This is a genomic window from Thermocrinis albus DSM 14484, from assembly GCF_000025605.1.
GTDB classification, from domain to species: domain Bacteria; phylum Aquificota; class Aquificia; order Aquificales; family Aquificaceae; genus Thermocrinis; species Thermocrinis albus.
Map to the genome: position 1 here is coordinate 1003637 of NC_013894.1, position 21512 is coordinate 1025148.

Sequence of the window (21512 nt, forward strand, 5' to 3'; positions counted from 1 at the left end):
TTCCATGAGTGTGTTGGTGTTCGTCAGTATGACGCCTTTAGGTAAAGGAGAGAGTGTGAGCCAGTATGTGGCCAGAGTTGTGGATATAGTGGACAGGTCTGGTCTACCTTATGTCCTGACGCCTATGGGTACCATAATAGAGGGTGAATCCTGGGATGAGGTGATGGCCGTTCTAAAAGAAGGGTTTGAGGCCCTTAAGAAAGACTGCTCGCGTATATCTATCACCATGAAGATAGACTACAGGGAAGGTAAATCGGGACGCCTTGAGTCTAAGATAAAGTCGGTGGAGGAAAAACTGGGTAGGGAAGTAAAGAAACTGTGAGAGAACTCAGGGCCGAAGACCTGATCTTAGATGTTAAGTTCAACACATCTACAGCAGAGGTAGAGTCTGCGGAGATTTTCATAGGACAGGACAGGGTAAAGAGAGCCTTTCAGGTGGCTCTAAGCACCTGGAACGAAGGTTACAACATCTACGTCTCAGGACCTGAGAGTATAGGAAGAACTACCTACACCTTACAGAGGCTAATGGAGGCTGCGAAAGATCAGCCTGTGCCGGAGGATATATGCTATGTCCATAACTTCGATGATCCTTTAAAGCCCCTCTGTTTACTCCTTCCAGCCGGTATGGGTAAGAAACTGGCGGAGGAGATAGATAGGGCGTTGGAGACTCTGAAGGTGGAACTGCCAAGAGCTTTTGAGAGTAAAGAGTACGAAGAGGAGCTTGCCCATATAGGAAAGCAGGTGGAGGAGAAAAGACAGAAACTTTTAGACAAGATGGCCGAAGAAGCCAGACACTACGGTCTCGGTGTAGTACTGACACCTGCAGGTATAAAGTTACTACCTCTTATGGGGAAGAGACTTATACCGGAGGAGGAGATTTATGCCGACAACCGTCTGATGGAGGCATACGAAAAGAATCTATCCGCCTTTGAGGAAAAATTCAGGGACTATATGAGAGAGCTTAGAGAGCTGGATCACTTTTACATGGAAAAAGTTTTCCAACTCAAAGAGAAGGTAGCTCGGTACGTGGTGGAGAAAGCTTTGGGAAGATGTGAGGAGAGATACTGTCATATACCTCAGGTGGAGACATTTCTCGCGAGACTAAAAGAAGAACTTGTCAGAAACGTGGATCTCTTCTTGTCCTGGAAGAGTGCTGAGGCCAATCCCGAGTGGAGGAAGGCCCTGGAGAGAAACTTCAGACGTTTTAGGATAAACGTACTGGTGGACAACTCCCATCTTAAGGGAGCACCGGTAATACTGGAAGAAGTTCCTTCCTTTCCCGCTCTTTTTGGAAAAGTATCCTACAGTATGGAGATGGGTGTTCTGTATGCAGACCACATGAGTCTTTCTCCTGGGAGTTTACACAAGGCAAGGGGAGGATACTTGGTGGTGCGCGTGCTGGATCTTTTGAAGAATCCCTTTCTGTGGGATGCTTTTAAGAAGGTCATCATGCACGGAAAGATCCACATGCAGGGTTACCCCTTGGAAGATATGCTCGTACCTTATGTAGGTATAACTCCAGAACCTACGCCAGCTACCTTAAAGGTGGCTCTGATAGGAGATCCACTAACGTATCATCTTCTTTCCCTGTACGATCCTGAGTTTGGAAGGTTGTTTAAAGTAAAAGCCGAGTTTGATCCGGTGGTAGATCTCAGTGAGGAAAAACTTCGTCTCTTTCCTCAAGTTATAAGGAAGGTGGTGGAGAAGGAGGGACTCAAACATGTATCTGCTGACGGACTTGAGGAACTGGCGCGTTATGCTATAAAACTGGCCGGTAACAGGAAGAAGATGAGTGTGGTTATGGGGCCTCTGGTGGATTTACTGAGGGAGGCTCAGATCTTTTCCGGAGACAGCCCTTTTATAAGGGGTGAGCATGTGAAGAGAGCCTATCGGGAGAAGGTGTACAGGTCCAACCTGTTGGAGGAAAAGATCCAGAAGGCTATAAAAGAGGGAAAACTTTTCATAGATATAGAGGGGAGTAAGGTAGGCCAGGTGAACGGGCTCAGTGTTTACGATCTGGGAGATATAAGTTTTGGAAAGCCTACGCGGATAACAGCCTCCGTTTACATGGGTGAGAAGGGGATCATTAACATAGAGAGAGAGGTGGAACTAAGCGGTCCCATACATTCCAAGGGTGTACTCATCCTCAGTGGTTATATAGGGAACACCTATGGTAGAGACATACCTCTTCACCTAACCTGTAACATCACTTTTGAACAGTCTTATGAGGAGGTGGAGGGAGACAGTGCATCGGTGGCCGAGTTGGTTGCCATCCTCTCCGCTATAGCGGAGGTTCCAGTAAGACAGGACATAGCCATCACTGGCTCTGTAGATCAGAGGGGTAACGTGCAACCGGTGGGAGGTATAAAGGAGAAGGTGGAGGGCTTTTATAAAGTGTGTAAACTCATGGGTCTTACGGGAACACAGGGCGTGGTGCTGCCTGAGGCTAATGTGGACGACCTTGTTTTGGAAGATGAACTGATAGAGGCTGTGGATAAAGGATTGTTTCATATATACGCGGTACGTCATGTGGACGAGGTGATAGAACTTCTTACGCATATGAAGGCGGAACAGTTTCACCGTTTGGTACGGAGGAAGCTGGTAGATCTTCTTAAAAAGAGTTTAAAACCTAAGAAGAACGGGGGTATGAAGGATGGGTAAAATAGCTTACGTCTTTCCCGGTCAAGGTTCTCAGTACGTGGGAATGGGTTACGATTTTTACAAGGAGTTTCATACGGCAGCCGATGTTTTTCACTCTGCTGAAACAGCGCTACGTTACAACCTCACCGACATTATCTTCAAAGGCCCTGAAGAGGAGCTAGGCAGGACCATTCATACACAGCCTGCTATTCTTACAGTATCTGTGGCCATATACCGAGTCATGCGGGATATGGGATTTCCCCCTCCCCAAGTGGTGGCCGGACATTCCTTAGGGGAGTATACGGCTCTGGTAGTAGCTGGAGGTGTGGAGCTTTTTGAGGCTGTCAGGCTTGCTCACCTGAGGGGTAAGTACATGCAGGAGGCCGTTCCACCAGACAGGGGAGCTATGTACGCCATACTGCAACTACCTCCCGAAAAGGTGGAAGAGGCCTGCAGGATGGCGGGTGACGAGGGAGTAGTGGAACCTGCCAACTACAACTCTCCCAAACAGACCGTTATAGCGGGGGAGAAAAAAGCTGTGGAGAAGGCAGCGGAGATATGCAGACAGATGGGTGGGAAGGTGATACCCCTTAAGGTATCTGTTCCGTCTCACTGTTCTCTAATGAAGAGTGCTGCGGATGCCTTTCGCCTCAAACTGGCCCAAACTCCCATAAAGAACATATCCATACCTCTGGTTCAGAACTATACAGCGAAGGAACACACCATGGCCCACGAAATTAGGGAGAATCTCTACAGACAGATGTTCTCACCGGTGCGTTGGTTCCAAAGTGTAGTTTATATGGTGCAGAACATGGGTGTGGATACTTTCGTGGAGATAGGTCCCAAAAACGTCCTTTCTAAACTAATACAACAGACGGTAGATAAGGTGAGGATCTTTAACGTAGAGAAGGTAGAAGACCTCGAAAAGGTGTTAAAAGCTGTAAGTTAAGAAGGGGCACGAAAGTGCCCCTCTTTCCCTCACTTGAGGGAGAGGATCCACTGGGCCAGATCCTTAGCCTCCTGGTCCGTCACGTTTTGGGGAGGCATGGGTACGGATCCCCACACGCCGGAACTACCGTTCTTGATCCTCTTGGCCAACTCGTCCACCGCCTTAGGATCGCCGGCAAACTTCTTAGCTACGTCCTTCCAAGCAGGACCCACCTTCTTGGTGTTTATATCGTGACAGGCAAAGCAGCCTTTAGCCTGGGCTAGGGCCTTCATGTCTTTAGCAGGGGCAGCAGACTGCTCTTTCTTTTCTTCAGCAGGCTTTTGCTGCTGTTGTTGCTGTTGCTCACCAGCTGCCGGAGGTTGTGCAGGTTGTGCTGGTTGCGCTGGTTGTGCAGGTTGCTGCTGCTCGCCCGTAGGCTGCTGCTGCTCTGCAGGTTTTTGCTGGCATGAGGCCAGGAGTGCGACCGATACAGCTCCCAAAAGAAGAGCTCTTCTCATGACTTGATACCTCCTTGAAAGGATACTAAAATAATTATACAACCATGAAAAAGATCCGCTACACAGATAGAAACCCCGAGCCCCTTCTCCCACCCCACCAGAGATCCAAAACCTTCCGAGAATACGCTCTTGGTTTTTCGGTGAGTCTTGCTCTGGACGAAGCCCAGAGGTGTCTCTTTTGCAGAGATGCCCATCAGCGGTGTATCAAAGCCTGCCCCATAGGAGTAGATATACCGGGGTTCATAAGGAAGATAACAGAAGGTGACCTTATCGGTGCTTACAGGGTGATAACGCTCTCTAACCCCTTTCCTTCTGTATGTGGTAGAGTGTGCCCTCAGGAAAAGCAGTGCGAAGGTGCCTGTATACTCTACTACGATACCGTTAAGGGAAGGAGGAACAAGGGTCTTCCGGTGAGTATAGGCGCTCTGGAGAAATTTGTGGGAGATTTCGTACGCATCTCAGGTGTAGAGGTCAGTGAAGAGAGGGCAAACCCTACAGGGAAGAGGGTGGCCGTGGTAGGTGCAGGTCCGGCAGGTTTGGCGTGTGCCTATCAGCTGGCTAAACTGGGACACCATGTAGATGTTTACGAGGCTCTCCCTACTGCCGGTGGTGTTATGGCCTACGGTATTCCTGCGGCGCGGCTGCCCAGAGAGGTTCTCAGTTGGGAGATGGGCAAACTGGAGAAATTGGGAGTGCGTTTCTTCTTTGGATACGTAATAGGAAGGACTTTAAGCCTGAGGGAGCTCTTGTCTTCTTACCACGCTGTTTTTCTGGGTGTAGGGGCAGGCAGAGGATCTTTGGGAATAAAGGGGGATCACCTGAAGGGTGTTTACTCCGCTATAGAGGTTCTGATGCGAGTTGGTTTAATGGGTGCCCATATGTTTCCTCAAGTACCCACGCCCGTGAAACTGGGAAGAAAGACAGTGGTGGTGGGAGGAGGTTTCACAGCAGTGGACTGTGCCATAACAGCTCTACGTTTGGGAGTGGAAACTCACGTAGTCTACAGAAGAACCAGAGAGACGTCCTCAGCAAGAGATGAAGAGTGGGACCACATACAGGAGGAGGGAGCTGTGATCCACTGGTTGACCCAGCCTGTGGAGATCTTGGGAGATGAAGAGGGTAAAGTAATCGGCATAAAATGTGTGAAGATGACGTTGGGCGAACCTGACGAAACTGGAAGACCCAGACCAGTTCCTGTACCTGACTCCGAGCACGTGATAGAGTGTGATTCTGTGATATTGGCCATAGGGCAGAAGGCTAATCCTGTAGCTTACGAGGATATGAAGGAACTGGCACTGACCCAGTGGGGAACTGTGAAGGTGGACGATCAGTTCAGAACCAACATACCTGGCCTTTTTGCAGGAGGAGATGTAGTCAACGGAGGTGATACTGTAGTAAGAGCCCTTGCTCACGGCCGTAAGGCGGCACTTTCCATACACCAGTATCTCATGGAGGAGGTAACACCATGAAAAAGGTACTGCTGGCTGCTGGCCTCGTTTTGTTGGCCATATTGGTTATAAGATCCTGCTCAGGCAGTCCTGAGAAGGAGGCGAAAGGTACTGTGGCTGAGTTTGTGGATCTCGTGAAGGATGGGGAAGGTAAAGATGCTGTAAAACTTCTGTATCCACCCTTCAGAGATGCCCTCGTGCAGGAGGTTAAACTGCCGGTACAGCTCACCGAGATGAAACCGTCAGAACTTCTGGCCTGTGCCCTTTCCTCCATGGGAGAGAACATCAAAAAAGTCAAGGTGGTGGAAACCAGACCCATAGACGACAAACATGTGGAGGTGCTTGTAAGAATAACTGACAGACAGGACATAGACAAACTCTTCTCCTTCATCGTTATAAAGGATGAGAAAGGTTGGAAAATAGCCAGCATATCTCCCGTTAAATGAAGGTAGTCCTGTGGCAGACAGCCTACCTGGGGGACGTGGTACTCACCACCCCCCTCCTTCGCTCTCTTTTAAGACATAAGTTGGAAGTAACTTTTGTGGGTAGACCCTTTTGTGTCCCCCTTCTGGAGGGTTATAACGTAAATATCATCCCCTTTGACAAAGGTCTCAGATCCTCCTTCTCTATGCTGGAAGTTCTGGAAGGTCATCATGTAGCCATAACGCCTCACAGATCCATGAGGACGGCTCTCATCCTCTTCTTTTCTCGTATACCGGTTCGCGTAGGTTTCGACAAGTCTGAACTGCCCTTCCTTTACACCCACCTGGTAAAACACTCGTGGCACATGCACGAAGTAGAGAGAAATCTTACACTTCTAAAACCCATAGGAATAGTACCTAAGGAGGAGGACAGACTTCCCCTCCTCTTTGTGAGGGAGGAAGAAGTACAAAGGGTAAGAAAACTTTACCGGCTACCTCAGCGGTACGTGGTTTTATCTCCCTTTTCCCAGTTTCCCTTAAAGGAGTGGGACCTGCAAAACTGGGTAAAACTGGCAAAGAGTTTGGATATTCCTGTAGTGATCACAGGAGCAGAGAAGGACAGAGCCAGGGCCTCTGTTTTTGACAGGGTGGGGATAAACCTGGTGGGCAAAACGGGTCTGCGAGAGTTCATGGCTGTTCTGAAGGGCGCAGAGCTGGTCATATCCTGCGACTCTTCCGCTGTTCATGTGGCCAATGCTTTAGGTGTTCCTGCCATCACCGTATATACATCCACATCTCCAGCTTACGGTTTTTATCCTTTGATAGGCACCTATGTCACACCCCAACTGAGCTGTTCTCCATGCTCACCTAACCCAAAGAGGTGTAAGACAGGTAGTTACGCGTGTTTAAAGGACGTAAGTTGGGATAAAGTCCTGTATCTTTCGTACTCTCTTATGACGGAAAAGCACAGGCCTAACAGTATCATGGAACCCAGTAGGTTGGACACACCGTAACTGACAAAAGGTAGGGCTATACCTTTGGGAGGTAAAAGATTCATAGCCATCCCACCGTTCCAAAGGAAGGACAGGGCGAAGTTAACACCGGCACCTAAAAGGATAAGCCTACCGAAGGGTTCATTGACCTTTAGGGAGAGGTAAAGGAGCCTAAAGACTAAAAGAGCGTAGAGAGAAGTTACCAACGTAACACCCACAAACCCCCACTCTTCGCCTATAACAGAAAGAGCATAGTCGGTGTCTGCCTCTGGAAGGCTTCCCCTCCCCTGAAGACCTCTACCTATGCCCACACCCCACAGACCTCCTCTGGCGAAAGCATACAGAGACTGTAGGATCTGATAACCTGTATCCTCAGCATCTACGAAGGGATCCTTCCAGGCATTGATTCTCTCCGAAACATACCCGGCGTTTAACAAAAAGAGCACAAAGACCGCAGATACTACAGAGAAGGGAATGTACACCTGGAAAGGTATACCCCCTACGTACATGATGGTGAGAGCCAACACCAAAAGAAAAACGGCACCACCTTTATCGGGTTGTAAAGATACCAGAAAAGCCTGAAGCAGAACTATGGAAGCTACCCAGATCATGTAAGAGTTCTTTCTTAAAGAGCCCTTTATGGCTATGTAGCCTGACACAAAGAGAATGAGAGACACCTTCACCAACTCAAGGGGTTGTAGACTACCACCTATCAGCCACCTCTCCACTGCTTTACCCGTTGCCCATTTTTTCACCAGTACAGCTATTAGGGAAAGGGTGGAGACACCTACGAGGCTGTAAAGCCATTCCTTCCTCAAGAGAACTCTGTAATTTTGAAAACTCAGCCAGCGAGCCAGTGCAAGCCCAACCAGAAAAGAAGCTAGTTGCAGTAGAGGCCGCTTGTAGATGGAAAACTTAGAGTAGTTCTCCGGAAGGAAGGGAATAAGATTTACCGACAAAACCACCGAGTAACCCATACAGAAGAGAAGTAACACCGCTGTCAGTATGTATCTGTCCATGCTATAATTCTAATCCCTATGAGGGATTACAGAGATACCCTCAACTTACCAAGAACTGAGTTTCCTATGAAGGCCAGCCTTCCCCAAAAAGAACCCCATATACTACAGAAGTGGAAAGATCTCTACCAACGGTTAAGGGAAGCCAGGAAGGACTGTCCTACCTTTGTGCTACACGATGGACCACCTTACGCCAACGGCCACATCCACATAGGACACGCCCTCAACAAAATCCTTAAGGATGTCATCAACAAGTACTGGCTACTGAAAGGCTATCGTGTAGATTACGTGCCCGGTTGGGACTGTCATGGACTCCCCATAGAGCAACAGGTGGAGAAAGAACTGAAGGCCAAGAAGATAAGAAAAGAAGATTTACCTAAGGTGGAGTTTAGAAGACTATGCAGGGAATACGCAGAAAGATTCGTGCAGATACAGAAGGAAGAGTTTGTGAGACTCGGTGTTTTGAGTGACTGGGATAACCCTTACCTCACCATGGATCCCCTTTACCAGGCACAGGAGATAAGGGAGCTGGGAAGACTCTTCAGTAAAGGACTTGTTGTGAGAAGTAAGAAGCCTGTTTACTGGTGCATCTACGACAAAACAGCTGAAGCCGAAGCGGAGGTGGAGTACTACCAGAAGGAAGATCCCAGCGTATACGTAAAGTTTCCCGTAAAGAACTCCCCCAACCTCTATCTTGTAGTGTGGACCACCACACCGTGGACCCTCCCTGCCAACAGAGGCGTTATGGTGGGAGAGAACTACCGCTACATCTTCTGGAAGGTAGATGAAAAGATCTACATCGTGGCTGAGGAATTACTGGAATCCTTAAAGGAAAAGTTGGGAAAAGAGGGCCAAGTCATTAAGAGGGTTACAGGAAAGGATCTACTGCACATGGAATACATACCCCCCTACCACCAGGAACCTCAGAAGGTATACCCTTCCGAGTTTGTGGAGCTGTCAGCAGGTACAGGTATCGTTCACATGGCACCTGGACATGGAAGAGAGGACTATACGGTGGGTCTCCGCTACGGTATAGAACCTTTCTCACCGGTGGATGACGAGGGAAGATTTACCCAAGATGCGCCCTCCTTCCTACAGGGTGTGAGAGTCTTTGAAGCTAACCAACTTATACTGGAGGATCTTCGTAAGAGAGGTCTACTTCTTCACGAGGAGAAGATCGTTCACTCTTATCCCCACTGTTGGCGCTGTAAGAATCCCGTAATCTTTAGGGCAACGGATCAGTGGTTCGTCAACTTATCCGCTCCGGTGGAAGGAGGGAAAACTCTCAGGGAGCTCTGTCTTGAGGAGATCCATAAGGTGAGATGGATACCTCCTCAAGGAAAGAACAGGATCTTCAGTATGGTGGAAAACAGACCAGACTGGTGTATATCCCGTCAACGTTACTGGGGTGTTCCCATAACGGTTCTTTACTGTAAGAACTGTGGATATGTGATAAAAGATCAATGGCTTTTCGAAAAGGTGGCGCAGCTGGTGGAGAACTCACCCACAGGTGCCGATGTGTGGTTCACTTTGCCGGTGGAGGATCTACTTCCCCAAGGTTATAGATGTCCTGCTTGTGGTGGTGATGAGTTTCTGAAGGAGGAGGACATTCTGGATGTTTGGTTTGATTCAGGGTCATCCCACGCCTTTGTACTGAGAAGAAGGGGTATAGATAAAGCTGATATGTACCTGGAAGGATCTGACCAACATAGGGGATGGTTTCAGGCGTCGCTTTTGGAATCTGTGGCCTCCTACGGACATGCTCCCTACCGATCTGTGTTAACTCACGGCTTTACTGTGGATGAGCAGGGTAGAAAAATGTCCAAGTCTCTGGGTAATGTGGTTTCGCCTCAGGAAGTTCTAAAGGAGTACGGTGCAGATATACTCAGGTTGTGGGTTGTTTCGGAAGACTACACGGAAGATATAAGGCTCGGTAAAGGCATCCTCCAGAGACTGGCGGAGGACTACAAGAAGATAAGGAACACCCTCCGTTTCCTTTTAGGTAACCTTTACGACTTTACCATCCAGAATACGGTGGAGTACCAAAATCTTCACCCATTGGACAGATGGATGGTGTCTTATCTTCAAAAGGTCTTGGAAAAGATGCACCTCTATTATCAGGAGTATACCTTCCACAGGGTTTTCCATCTTATCAGGAACTTCTGTAGTGTGGAGCTGTCCAGCTTTTATCTGGATGTTCTCAAGGATAGGCTTTACGTGTATGCTCCTGACTCTTGGGAGAGGAGATCCGCTCAAACGGTCCTCTACCAGCTTCTCATAGCCCTCACCACAGGTGTGGCTCCTTTCCTCAGTTTTACGGCAGAGGAAGTGTGGGACCATGTCAGAAAGATAGATCCCTCTCTACCTGACAGCGTCTTTCTTTACAGGATGCCAGAACCTGATCCTGCTTGGGTGGACGAGGAACTCCTCAAGGACTTTGACGTAATCCTAAAGGTGAGGGATGACGCCATGTCGGCCATAGAGCTCGCCCGTAGACAGAAGGAGGTGAATCATCCTTACGAGGTACACCTCTTCGTGTGGGGAAGGGAAGATGTCCTGAGCATCCTTGCCAAGTATCGGGAGAATCTTAAGTTCTTCTTCAGCGTAAGTAGTGTGAGTTTGGAGGAAGGTGGTAAGTACAGACATGCCTCTGAGGAACTACAGGGTCTGTGGGTAGGTGCTCAGAGGGTAGAGGGTGTCAAATGCCCCCGCTGTTGGCTCTATTACCCTCAGGAGGAGATGGAAGGAGAGCTATGCAAAAGGTGTGCCGAAGTGTTAAGGTATGTGGGACACAGTTCTTGAACTACAGAGGAGGGAGGAGGAGCTGCAGCGTCTTAGAAAACTTTTGGAAAAGTTAAAAAGCCAGAGAGATGATTATCTAAGACAGATAGATGAAGTGCTTCAAGAAGAGAGGCAGATAATAGCAGAGTTGAACGAAGCCATAGATAGCATAAGACATCAGGAAGAAAAACTCAGAGAGTGTGAGGAAAATTTGAAAAGATCAGAAGAAAGGCTTAAAAAGGTGAGAAAAGCCGAAGAGTATAGAGCACTTCTTAAGGAAAAGGCCAAGAACGAGGACTGCATAATAAAGGGCAGACAACGCCTTCAGGAACTGAAAAGACAGAAAACCCACATAGAGCAGAAACTGAAGGAACCTACCAGAGTGAAGAGAAAAACACAGTTGGAAGAAGCGCTGGGAGAACTGGAGGATGACATAAGAAGATTGGAGAAAAAATATCAGGAGTCTTACGAGGAGTTTATCGCTTTCTGTCAAAAGGTACCCCCCGATATACTGGAAGAGTACCAGAAACTGAAGGAGAAGGTGGGACTGCCTGTGATGGTTAAGGTGGATACCTTCGGTACCTGTAGCTACTGTGGTACCAAGCTTCCCTCTTCCCTTTACTCTAAGGTTATCAGGGGAGAAAAAGTGATCTGTCCCACCTGCGGTAAAGTGGTCTACTGAATAGACTCTATTATGCTCCGTATCACCTCCCTCTCTAAGGGAGATCCTGCCTTAGGCAGAACTGTCTCTATAACCACTCTCTTTGCATCTTGGTATCTTTCCAGTCTTCTTGCGCATCTCACTGTGTCCCTTATGGAGAACACCAACTCCACGGGTTCTTCCGACTGTTGTGTCTGGTACTGGCGGTAGGCGTTTCTTATGGCGTTGGCTATCTTGAGAAGCTCCCATAGAAGAAGTATTCTTTTTTCTCTTTCCTTAGACCAGACAGCCTTTGCCCTCTCTGTGGCCACACCGTTCACCACCAGGTACCATAGATAGCTGAACTCTTCCGTGTTGAGTTCTGAAAGATGAGGCACGTAATCCTTCAGTATTATGGCCTCGTCGGGATAGTAAAAACCTCTCCCGTCCTCAAAGGGAGGATAGTCTATGTAAAGCACATCTGCCCGCGATTTTATGTCCTGCGGTAGTTCTGAAACCCCAAGGTAATGCTGTGGGTTCATTCCCCCTACCAGAATAACATCTCTTCTTGCCTTTATGACTTCTCCCGTAGGTAAAGCCAGGTACCTTCTGTAATCAAAGAGGGGGTTAAAAAGCTTTACTAAAGAGGGCGGAAGCGTGTTGATCTCATCCAGGTATATAACGGCACCCGGTGTCTGAAGAGCTTTTACCAGTTCCGAATATACCCTTCTTGTACCCCTTCTGGCATCAAACTCATACGTAAAAGTGAGATCTTCCTTCTCCAGCTTAGAGTTACAGGGTATTATGTAAAGGGGTCTGCCTGTAAGGGCAGAAAAAACCTCCACTAGGAAGTTTTTACCAGTACCTGCATCACCTTCCAGTATGAGGATGCCCTCGCCGAAGGCCAGTTGGTCCTTCACCAGAGAGGTAAAACGCTCTAGGTTTTCCACAAACCAAGGAGTTTCCTCGTAGGCCACCACTACAGGTCTTCTGTACTCTTGGTGGGAACAAAGCCCACGGAGATGTCTAAGATAGTTACTGAGCCATCTGGGAGGGTGTCTGAGTTCCTCTTGGGATAATATGGCAGGATAACGCTTAGGTTCCACCACAACACCATCCTCACGCTGGAAAGCTATCTTAACGAGAGTCTTACCCTCCCACACTAACCTGTCTTCTACCACCAGTCTCCAGTGAAGCCTTCGCCTTTCGCCTGAGAACTTGGGAAACTCCTCTTTTCCCAGCATCACCTTGTCGGGAGTAATTTGTATCCTGAACCTTTTCAACCTATACTCCACCAATCTCTCCTGCAGGAGACGCGTGAGCTCCTCCTGTGCCTTATGCTGAAGGTCACTTACCAACTTGGTCATAAACTCCCTGAAGGACTTAACCTCCTCAAGGGCTTCCATTTCCGTGATATCTCTAACCTCTATCTGAGCTAGAAGTTTTCTGAGTTCCTCCAGCCTCTGTTCCATGGATGTTCGCATGTAGGTTAAAACTTCTTCTTTGAGTTGCTCCAGTCTTCTGATGTCTTCTTCCCTCTCCGCGGTTTTAATTCTTTCCTCTAAGAGTTTCACATCTTCCTTGTCTACGGTGCCATTCTGTAGTTTTTCCCTCATCTCTTGAAGAAAGATCTGAAGGAGTTTCTCCCTCATCTCCTCCTGGGCTTTGGTAATCATCTGCCGTACCTTCCCGAGAGGTATGTCTATAGACAGAAGTTGCTTAAACTCCTCTATAGTCTCTATCTCTTCCTGCCTTTTTGCTCTCTTTAACTTCTTCTGAAACTCCCTGTAAAGATCCTCCGCATTTTTTATGACTTGTCGCTGTCTTTCCTGAGGGTACACAAAATCCAGTATGTTGGAGGAGAGCTTGGTAAGATAGTAAAAAGTTCTTTCTTCTGTTTCTTCCTTCCTACAGGTGTACACGCTTCCGTCCGGGGATACCCTAACTACCGAGTAACCGAACCCCTCCAGGACCGTTAGAGTGCTGAGAGTTTTTGCGTCCAGTATACCCATACGGTTTTGCTCTGCATCTGCAAGAAAGAGAAAGTTACCTTCGGGATCCAAATCCATCTGGGATACCTTCATGTCCACATATCCTGTCTGGAGCACACTTCCGCTAACCGTATCCAAAACCACCACTGTGTTCCCTTCTGCCAGATAAAGTCTTTGGTTCTGTAAAGCCACCGCGCCTCCCGATCTATACGGAAAAACTTTTTCCTGACTACCGTTAAGGTGGTATATGGCTCCTCCCTCCGTTCCCGAGAGGTAGATCCTGTTGTTATCAATGAACCGAATCTCCCTGAGATCCCCAATCCCTGAGTAAGATATACTGTATCTGAAATCCACTGTCTGAAAGTTGATGTCTGACCCCAGGTCTATCACGTAAACCCTACTACCTACTGTACCGAAAGCTAGAAGATTATTTCTTATGTCCAGTCCGAAGGATGGTCTGAAGCCTTCCTGAGAGAAACGGAAACTCTTCCACGCAGGAGGGTTTTTGGGATCTTCCATGAAGTACACCACAAGGTATGGGGGCGTCAGAAGGGCGAGATACCTACCTCTGAACAGCACCTTGGAGACCACCTGTGCGGGTGGTCTGGAAGGAAGGCGGTGTAGTTTCCCAGTCCAGTCGTACAACTGGAACATACCGTGTCTTCTACCTACCAAAAGCCAGTAAGCGTCTTCCGATACGTCCATACTCTCTATCCAGAACTCCTCCATACGGGCATCTGGATCCTTCTCCAGCGTGTCCTCCACCCAGAGCCTTAGCTCACCTACAGGCGAGTCTATTTTGTAAACAGGAGTTTCGTCCTTCTTCAGACCCATAAGCCTTCTGAGAAAGTCCATGGTTTTTTAAATTTAAGAGAGCTAAAGGCATTAACTTATAAGTATTTACTTATATCTATATAAGCACTCCTTATCTGGGGGTGTGAGGTTATCCTGTTTGAAGTATTATATTAAGTACTATGGAAGAGATCACACACCACGTTCTTCAAATCTCCCGCTTGTTGGGTCTTGCCGAACCTGTTGGTTTTATGCTATCTTACGAGATGGGCGATCTATGGATAGACGTTTACTTGGAGAAGGATGAAGATGGGCAGTTTTCCGGAAGGACATACACCCTCAGCGTACCTCTTCATAAGAGGGAGAGGTTGGAGAGTTTGGTGAGGAGCTTCTTCAACGGCAACGTACAGATAAGTAACGATAACGAGAGACTTTATGTAAGCTTCTCCCAAGAAGAGTGGGAAGAGATAAACAGGGAACTTACCAGTCTCTTCTGAGGTGCTGGTATGAGGGTAGGTTTTATAGGATTGGGTAGTTTGGGGAAAACCATAGCCAGAAGGCTTCTGGACCAGGGTGTACCTCTGATAGTTTGGAATAGAACCCGTGAGAAGGCTGCTGATCTGGGCGTTCCGGTAGCGGAGAGTCCGGCAGATCTCATAAAACAGGTAGATGTAGTGTTAATGATAGTGTTTGACAGTGCGGCTTCCGAGGAAGTGATACTTGGTAAAGGGGGACTCATAGAGGGTGGTGTTAAGGGTAAAGTGGTGGTGGATATGACCACCAATCACTTCGCCTTTCCTCCATTAGCTTACAGAGAGATAAAAGGCAGAGGGGGTTTTTACTTAGATGCTCCTGTACTGGGCAGTGTTGTACCTGCTCAGAGAGGTGAGTTGGTGATGTTGGTGGGAGGTGATGAGGAGAAGCTTCGGGAGGTGAGACCCATACTGGAGAGGTTCTGTAGAAAGATATACTACGTGGGCGAGGCAGGTAAGGCTACTCAGCTTAAGCTTATCAACAACATAGTGCTGGGTGGGATAATGGAGGTGCTGGCAGAGGCCATAGCCATAGCCGAAAAAGCCGGTTTTGACAGACAGCTGGTTATAGACGTACTGAATGACGGTGCAGGCAAATCTTACATACTGGATGTAAAGAGGGAAAAACTCCTTAGAGAGGACTTCTCTACTCACTTCTCTGTAGATCTTATCCACAAGGATCTCCACTACGCTCAGGATCTTATAAAAGAGCTTGGTGTCTTTTCCTTTAGTGTGCAGAACATAAAGGAGGCTTACGGTTTTGCCAAAGCTATGGGAATGGGTAAGGAGGATTTCTCCGCAGTGTTGGGTGCTCTCCTGAGCGCTTATTTTTATAAAGGAGGTAAGGTATGAGAAGGTTCAGATTTGTGGTGCTTCTCTTCATAACCTTTGTGTCGGGCCTCCTGATAGGTATGGCTGGTGCCTATCAGGATAGAAGGGAAGATGACTACAGATATCTACGTCTTTTCACGGACGTTCTTAAAATAATAAAGGAGCATTATGTGGAGCCTGTAAGTACTAAGGATCTCATATACGGAGCTTTGAGTGGTATGACAAAGTCCTTGGATCCTTTCTCTGCCTTTTTCACACCTAAGCAGTATGAGGAGTTTATGCAGGAAACGGAGGGGGAGTTTGGCGGTGTAGGTATAGAGATAGGTATGGAGAAGGGAAGGCCTACCGTCATATCTCCTATAGAGGGTACTCCAGCGTACAGAGCGGGCATAAGGCCGGGAGACATAATACTGGAGATAAACGGTGAAGATACCTCCAACATGACTCTCATGGATGTGGTTCAGAGGATAAGAGGAAAACCCGGTACCAAGGTAACTCTCACCATACTGAGAAAGGGAGCCGACAAGCCCATAAAGGTAGAACTAGAACGCGCCATCATTAGGATAGAGAGCGTAAAGTGGACCACTTTGGGTGATGTGGGTTACGTACGCCTCTCTCAGTTTACCGACGGTACAGGTGCGAGGCTGGAGAAGGCTCTGAGAGAACTACTGAACCAGAGGGTTAAGGGAATAGTGCTGGATCTTAGAAATGATCCTGGAGGTCTTTTGAATGAAGCGGTGAACGTGGCCAGTCTCCTGTTACCAGAGGGGAAGCTCATCGTTTATACCAAAGCACGTAACGGAGAAACCAGTAGGTACTTTGTAAAAAGAAAACCTGTTCTACCGGAAGACATGCCCTTGGTGGTGCTCATAAACAGAGGATCCGCAAGCGCCTCAGAGATAGTTGCCGGTGCCCTTCAGGACTACAAGAGAGCTATCCTGGTGGGAGAGAGGAGTTTTGGTAAGGCCTCTGTTCAGAACATAATACCTCTGGAGGATGGTTCTGCCATAAAGCTCACTGTGGCCTACTACTATACACCCATGGGAAGACTCATCAACAAGAAGGGGATAACACCCGACGTAGAGGTACCTATGGACGAAAAACAGGAGGAGAAACTCCAGGAGGCCATAAGACGCAAGAGAATGGAAGGTAAGAGCGGTCTTATACTGATACCCGAGTTGGATCCTCAACTCAGCAAAGCCATAGAGATAATAAGAAGCGGTGGCGCTTTTAGGAAAGTGGCGTCATGGTGACACTTGGTGTGGAAACTTCCTGCGATGAGACTTCTTTGGCCCTCTACTCGGAGGAAGGTGTTATAGGTCAAGTGGTTCTGTCTCAGGCACAGGTGCATGCTCCCTTTGGGGGTGTTGTGCCTGAGCTGTCGGCCCGTGAACACACCCGCAACATAATACCTCTTCTGGAGAGGCTTCTTTCACAAACGGGTTTTGACCTCAGTAAGATAGACTTCGTTTCTTTTACACTGACACCTGGTCTTATAATGTCCTTGGTGGTAGGTGTTGCCTTTGCCAAAGCTGTGGCTTTTCTGTACAACAAGCCTCTTGTACCAGTACACCATCTTGAAGGACACATATACTCCGTCTTTGTGGAAACCAAGGTAGATTACCCTTTTTTGGCTCTGGTGGTTTCTGGGGGTCACACGGATCTTTACTTGGTGGAGGACTTTGGTAAGTATATCTTTCTAGGTGGGACCCTGGATGATGCGGTAGGTGAGAGTTACGATAAGGTGGCCCGACTTTTGGGTCTCGGATACCCTGGTGGCCCCATCATAGACAAGTTGGCGCGCACAGGAGAGCCCATAATTTCTCTACCCAGGCCTATGTTGGACGATGAAAGCTTTAACATGTCCTTCAGCGGTCTCAAAACCGCTGTAAAGAATCTGGTAAAGACAGGTTCTTACAGAAAGGAAGACATAGCAGCATCTTTTCAGAAGGCGGTGGTGGATGTGTTGGAAGAAAAGACAAAGAGAGCTATCAGACACACAGGTGTGAAAAATCTCGTAGTGGCAGGAGGTGTCTCCGCTAACTCAGAGCTCAGGGAGCGTTTCCGTAAACTCTCTGAGGAAATGAAAGTGAAACTCTACATACCATCCCTGTACCTGTGTACTGACAACGCCGTCATGATAGCGAGAGCAGGTATGGAGAGGTACAAGAGAGGGGTGGTGGCACCCTTAGACGTAAATCCAGAACCCAACATACCTTTAGAGGTCTTTGGGAGACAGTGGACTTAAGAAAAGGAGGACCGCTAAGAGAGTATGCAGCCCTACTATGGTGAACCCTGTGGGAAGATCCTTATAGTAGGAGATGAGAACCCCCACCGTGTTAACAACAGAACCGTACACCCATGCGAAGACAAGACCTCTCTTCAAGAGAAGGCTTACCAAAGGGGGGGCCAACAGGAGGGCAAAGACCACCAGTACACCCACCAGCTTTACAGAACTACTCACCGTTACACCAAACAGTAGATAGAAGGTAAGATTTTCCCATCTAGGTTTTAGCAATCTGGCAAAATAGAAGAGAATCCCTATAACTGTGTAGAGTAGCGCTGCCTGTAATACCTCTCTATGGGTGACAAAGAGAATATCTGAAGCTACAAGTCTCATAAAATCTTCGTTACCGGACGGACTACGGGACAGAAGCAGTACCACCCACGAAGAGCCCATGGCGTACAGAACACCTATGAAGGCTTCCTGCAGAACACCCTTTTTCTCCGCTAGGTAGACGAAAAAAGAGGAAAGAAGGGCAAAGAGGAGGGAGAAGAACCAAGAAAGATCTCCTTTACCCAGTAGGAGGGATAAAGAAACTCCCAACGCTGCCCACTGAGCTATGGCTATGTCTGCAAAGATGATACCCTTTTTTATAACCCGGAACCCTAAGTAAGAGTGTATGCCCAAAAGCACCACAGAAAGAAAGAGAGCAGACAGAATTATGTCCGTTATCTGCATCTTTGCACCTCAGCCGTTATAGTATCAAAGAGTTTTACAAGATCATCTCCATCGTGGGGGAGCACTATCACCGGCACACCTGTTTTGGAGGACACCCATTGAGCCACCTTACGATCGTGATAGACATCCTGCAGTATGCACTTAACACCCTCCCTCTTCATGGTTTCTATAAGGTTCTCTAAATGCCGGGGATTTGGAGGTATACCCGGTAGAGGTTCCAAAGTACCCACCAGTATCATGTTATACCTTCTCAGAAAGTAATCGTAAAGTTTGTGATAGGATACTACCTTTGTACCCTTCATGTTGGCCATAACGGTGTTCCACTCTTTACTCTTGCGCTCCCACATACTCAGGAAGTTTGTGAGATTTCGCTTATAAGAAGTACAGTTTCCTTCGTCTAGTTGACAGAGTTTCTCCGCCATCACCTTTGCCAGTGTAGGTATGTTGTCAGGATCCAACTGGTAGTGAGGATTCCCCTCCGGATGAACATCTCCCATAGCTCTGGATACATAAGTTGGCCTTTCTATAAGATTCACAAACATAGATAGATCCAGAAAACCTGATCTTCCGGGTTGAATGTGGGGGTTGGCTGACTGTTGAAGGAGAGGTGGGAGAAAACCCACCTCTAAGGATGCACCTTGTACTATCAGGAGGTTTGCGTTCCGCATATGTACAAGGTGAGAAGGTTTAGGTACCACAAAGTGAGGGTCCTCCCAGCTTTTGGCTATGACATGTACCTTTACGCTATTACCACCTATCTCCCTCACCAGATAACCTATCCAAGGGTAGGTAACAACCACCTTAAGCTGGGCAAAGCTGAAAGATATCAAAAACAGAAGCGCTAATAATCTCATGGCTGTTCCTCCTTAAAAGGGATGAGCACCATGGGCACCTATGGCCATCTGAAAGATTAAAGACACTTCGTTTACCCTCTTGGAAGTTTCCTCACCGAAGAGTTTTCTCTGCCCCAGCTGTAGCCTGAAGCGAGAAAACTCGGTAGGATTAAACTCTAACATCCAGGCGTAACCATAACTGGTTTTGTGCTGATCTACAAACTCGTATCTGATGCCTGTCCTCCACCGATTGTGGAACCTCCACACTAGCTGAGCGTAGGCGCCTTTATCCTTCTCCTGTTTGTCTCTGTAAAGATACTCTGCCTGCAGTGCTACGTAACGGTAGGAGTCTATACCGTAGCGCGCTGTGAGATCGGCTCCATAAAGCCTCGTATCATACCTGTCCGTCATGGCAGATGTACCCGCCAGTACCGAAAGATTACCTACATCAAAGGAAGTTTTAACAAAGCCTGTGTACACAAACTTTCTGTTAAAGGTAGGTCCTTGTTCTCCCTGGAGAGCTTCTCCTCCAATAAGGAGATAGAAGGGAGTTGGTGCCAGCCACGTAACCTGAACGCCTTTGTCAGAGTAACCTTCCTCTCCCAAAAAGCGAAGGTAGGGTAGAGGAAGATCTGTAAAATCCCACATGTGAGGATGAAAGACGTTCAGCCTACCGAAGGAAGACCTAAACTTACCGGCCTTTAACTGAAAGCCGTAAGGTAGACCTCTGGTTACAAAGTAGGCTTCTTCTACCTCAGCACCATCCTCTGTAAAGGGAATAACAGCGTACAGATCAAAGTAAGGATCTACAGGAGCATAGAAGTAAAGTTCTGCATAATCCAGGTTGAAACCTCTTTCAGAAATTCCATGACTATGGTCGGCGTGACTGTGGCCGAATAGAAGATCCTGGTAAGTTTTGTCCGACACGTTTCTGTTGATATAACTTCCTTGCACTATAAGGGATATGTTAGGTAAGAAAGCTCTCTGACTGAAGGGTGCGTAGACCCTTAGAGAATCCGAATACTTAAGTTTTAACTGAAGGCTTCTGTCTGCTGGCTCAAAAGGTTTGGCGGTCTCCTGCGGCCTACCGCCTTTCTCTAACTGGTCTATCTTTTTTTGAAGCTCTTGTAGTTGTCTTTTCAAATCTTCTAAATTTTCCTCAGCATAAGCAAAGGATAAAAGACTCAACAAAAGTACAATCTTTCTCATGGTACACCTCCTTACTTTTTTTTGGGGATGATGAAGTTGGAAATCTATGAGATGTAAGGAGGTGCCCTGCTATAGAGGAATGTTTCGAAAGGAGAGGCAGGTTCCTTTTCCGAGAACTTCTCTATTTCGAAAATGAAGAAAATTACTTCCTTCGGCTCAAGAATCTCAGAGGTGGTGTCGTTTTGTTGGTGTGTCTGCTGAATAACGCACAGGTTACAGTCATTGTGAAGTTTACCATCTTTGTGATGGTGTTCTATCAAGACAAAGTCCAACAGGAGTAACAAGAATACAGAAATGAGTCTCAGTATCATGCTTAAAGGTAATTATACCTTTTAACCATAAGTTTGGCAACTCTGTAACCTACAAAGAAACCACCTATGTGGGCGAACCAGGCCACACCTCCGTAACCTGCAAGGGGCAGTGTAAGAAGACCGTTGATTATCTGTATAAAGACCCACATCCCTATGAAGAACACAGCGGGTAGTTCCACAAAGGTGAGAAAGATGAAGATAGGCACCAACGCCAGTATGCGTGCATGGGGAAACAGAAAGAGGTATGCTCCTAAAACACCACTTATAGCTCCACTGGCTCCCACCATAGGCACATCTGTGCCACCCATCAAAAAGCTTACCAATGTCTGCAGCAAGGCAGCACCTATACCTGAGGTGAAGTAAAGAATCAGGTACCTGATACGCCCCAACCTGTCTTCCACGTTATCTCCAAAAATCCATAGGAACCACATGTTGCCCAGAATATGAAGCCAGCTACCATGTAAGAACATATGGGTAAGGAGGGTGTAAGGTCTTGCAAAAATCTCTCCGGGAACAAGGCCGTATTGATATATATAAAGGTTAAAATCCTCTTCGTCTAAACTCACCTGATGAAACCACACAAGAACACACAGAGCTATCAGGGTCAGGTTGACGAAGGGAACAGTTCTGCTTGGGTTCACATCCTTTATGGGTATCATGGATAG

Annotated in this window: 20 protein-coding genes; 12 read left to right on the top strand and 8 right to left on the bottom strand. The window is 47.6% G+C overall.

Going from position 1 to position 21512, the window contains the following annotated elements:
• Positions 1-4 precede the first annotated feature (4 nt).
• From THAL_RS05460 to fabD, 3 genes are read left to right on the top strand one after another with little or no spacing between them, the layout of a single operon-like run.
• Positions 5-322 (top strand): MTH1187 family thiamine-binding protein, encoded by a 318-nt coding sequence (locus tag THAL_RS05460; RefSeq protein WP_012992110.1) that lies wholly within the window; start codon positions 5-7, stop codon positions 320-322.
• Positions 319-2661, top strand: a complete 2343-nt coding sequence (locus THAL_RS05465; protein WP_012992111.1) for a Lon protease family protein — start codon at positions 319-321, stop codon at positions 2659-2661. Before THAL_RS05460 ends, THAL_RS05465 begins: the two co-directional genes overlap by 4 nt.
• Complete coding sequence (gene fabD, locus THAL_RS05470; protein ID WP_012992112.1) at positions 2654-3589, top strand: ACP S-malonyltransferase; 936 nt, start codon at positions 2654-2656, stop codon at positions 3587-3589. Before THAL_RS05465 ends, fabD begins: the two co-directional genes overlap by 8 nt.
• A gap of 29 nt (positions 3590-3618) precedes the next feature.
• Here fabD and THAL_RS08470 read toward each other — a convergent pair whose 3' ends face one another.
• The gene (locus THAL_RS08470) at positions 3619-3861 is read right to left on the bottom strand and encodes a c-type cytochrome (RefSeq protein ID WP_245522256.1); all 243 of its coding nucleotides are present in this window, start codon (positions 3859-3861) and stop codon (positions 3619-3621) included.
• A gap of 269 nt (positions 3862-4130) precedes the next feature.
• On the opposite strand from THAL_RS08470, the gene gltA reads away from it, so the two are divergent.
• From gltA to THAL_RS08315, 3 genes are read left to right on the top strand one after another with little or no spacing between them, the layout of a single operon-like run.
• A complete protein-coding gene (gltA, locus tag THAL_RS05480) occupies positions 4131-5555 on the top strand; it encodes an NADPH-dependent glutamate synthase (protein ID WP_012992114.1) in 1425 nt (474 codons plus the stop codon).
• Entirely contained in the window at positions 5552-5980 is a 429-nt protein-coding gene (locus tag THAL_RS05485) for a DUF4878 domain-containing protein (protein ID WP_012992115.1), read from the top strand. Before gltA ends, THAL_RS05485 begins: the two co-directional genes overlap by 4 nt.
• The gene (locus THAL_RS08315; protein WP_012992116.1) at positions 5977-6969 is read left to right on the top strand and encodes a glycosyltransferase family 9 protein; all 993 of its coding nucleotides are present in this window, start codon (positions 5977-5979) and stop codon (positions 6967-6969) included. The genes THAL_RS05485 and THAL_RS08315 overlap by 4 nt, the downstream gene beginning before the upstream one ends.
• Here the strand turns inward: THAL_RS08315 and THAL_RS05490 are convergent.
• A complete protein-coding gene (locus THAL_RS05490; RefSeq protein ID WP_012992117.1) occupies positions 6852-7967 on the bottom strand; it encodes an FtsW/RodA/SpoVE family cell cycle protein in 1116 nt (371 codons plus the stop codon). The genes THAL_RS08315 and THAL_RS05490 overlap by 118 nt on opposite strands.
• Positions 7968-7985: 18 nt before the next feature.
• Between THAL_RS05490 and ileS the strand changes: the two genes are divergently transcribed.
• Together ileS and THAL_RS05500 are read left to right on the top strand one after the other, a co-directional pair.
• Positions 7986-10766, top strand: a complete 2781-nt coding sequence (gene ileS, locus THAL_RS05495) for an isoleucine--tRNA ligase (RefSeq protein ID WP_012992118.1) — start codon at positions 7986-7988, stop codon at positions 10764-10766.
• Complete coding sequence (locus THAL_RS05500) at positions 10747-11427, top strand: zinc ribbon domain-containing protein (protein WP_012992119.1); 681 nt, start codon at positions 10747-10749, stop codon at positions 11425-11427. The genes ileS and THAL_RS05500 overlap by 20 nt, the downstream gene beginning before the upstream one ends.
• On the opposite strand, the gene THAL_RS05505 is transcribed toward THAL_RS05500, so the two are convergent.
• Positions 11421-14231: an AAA family ATPase gene (locus THAL_RS05505; RefSeq protein ID WP_012992120.1), complete on the bottom strand. Its 2811-nt coding sequence runs from the start codon at positions 14229-14231 to the stop codon at positions 11421-11423. The two genes, THAL_RS05500 and THAL_RS05505, sit on opposite strands and share 7 nt — an antisense overlap.
• A 119-nt stretch (positions 14232-14350) precedes the next feature.
• Here THAL_RS05505 and THAL_RS05510 point away from each other — a divergent pair, with 119 nt between their 5' ends.
• From THAL_RS05510 to tsaD, 4 genes are read left to right on the top strand one after another with little or no spacing between them, the layout of a single operon-like run.
• Positions 14351-14665: a hypothetical protein gene (locus tag THAL_RS05510; RefSeq protein WP_012992121.1), complete on the top strand. Its 315-nt coding sequence runs from the start codon at positions 14351-14353 to the stop codon at positions 14663-14665.
• Positions 14666-14674: 9 nt separating this feature from the next.
• Positions 14675-15553: an NAD(P)-dependent oxidoreductase gene (locus tag THAL_RS05515; protein ID WP_012992122.1), complete on the top strand. Its 879-nt coding sequence runs from the start codon at positions 14675-14677 to the stop codon at positions 15551-15553.
• Positions 15550-16785, top strand: a complete 1236-nt coding sequence (locus tag THAL_RS05520) for a S41 family peptidase (RefSeq protein ID WP_012992123.1) — start codon at positions 15550-15552, stop codon at positions 16783-16785. Before THAL_RS05515 ends, THAL_RS05520 begins: the two co-directional genes overlap by 4 nt.
• A complete protein-coding gene (tsaD, locus tag THAL_RS05525) occupies positions 16779-17780 on the top strand; it encodes a tRNA (adenosine(37)-N6)-threonylcarbamoyltransferase complex transferase subunit TsaD (protein WP_012992124.1) in 1002 nt (333 codons plus the stop codon). Before THAL_RS05520 ends, tsaD begins: the two co-directional genes overlap by 7 nt.
• On the opposite strand, the gene THAL_RS05530 is transcribed toward tsaD, so the two are convergent.
• From THAL_RS05530 to THAL_RS05550, 5 genes are read right to left on the bottom strand one after another with little or no spacing between them, the layout of a single operon-like run.
• Positions 17751-18494: a metal ABC transporter permease gene (locus THAL_RS05530; RefSeq protein WP_012992125.1), complete on the bottom strand. Its 744-nt coding sequence runs from the start codon at positions 18492-18494 to the stop codon at positions 17751-17753. The two genes, tsaD and THAL_RS05530, sit on opposite strands and share 30 nt — an antisense overlap.
• Positions 18485-19348 (bottom strand): metal ABC transporter substrate-binding protein, encoded by an 864-nt coding sequence (locus THAL_RS05535; RefSeq protein WP_012992126.1) that lies wholly within the window; start codon positions 19346-19348, stop codon positions 18485-18487. The genes THAL_RS05530 and THAL_RS05535 overlap by 10 nt, the downstream gene beginning before the upstream one ends.
• 12 nt (positions 19349-19360) lie before the next feature.
• A complete protein-coding gene (locus THAL_RS05540) occupies positions 19361-20536 on the bottom strand; it encodes a porin family protein (RefSeq protein WP_012992127.1) in 1176 nt (391 codons plus the stop codon).
• Positions 20537-20580: 44 nt separating this feature from the next.
• Positions 20581-20847: a hypothetical protein gene (locus THAL_RS05545; RefSeq protein WP_012992128.1), complete on the bottom strand. Its 267-nt coding sequence runs from the start codon at positions 20845-20847 to the stop codon at positions 20581-20583.
• Positions 20848-20849: 2 nt separating this feature from the next.
• On the bottom strand, positions 20850-21506 hold the full coding sequence (locus THAL_RS05550; RefSeq protein WP_012992129.1) for a rhomboid family intramembrane serine protease: 657 nt from the start codon (positions 21504-21506) through the stop codon (positions 20850-20852).
• Positions 21507-21512: the final 6 nt, after the last annotated feature.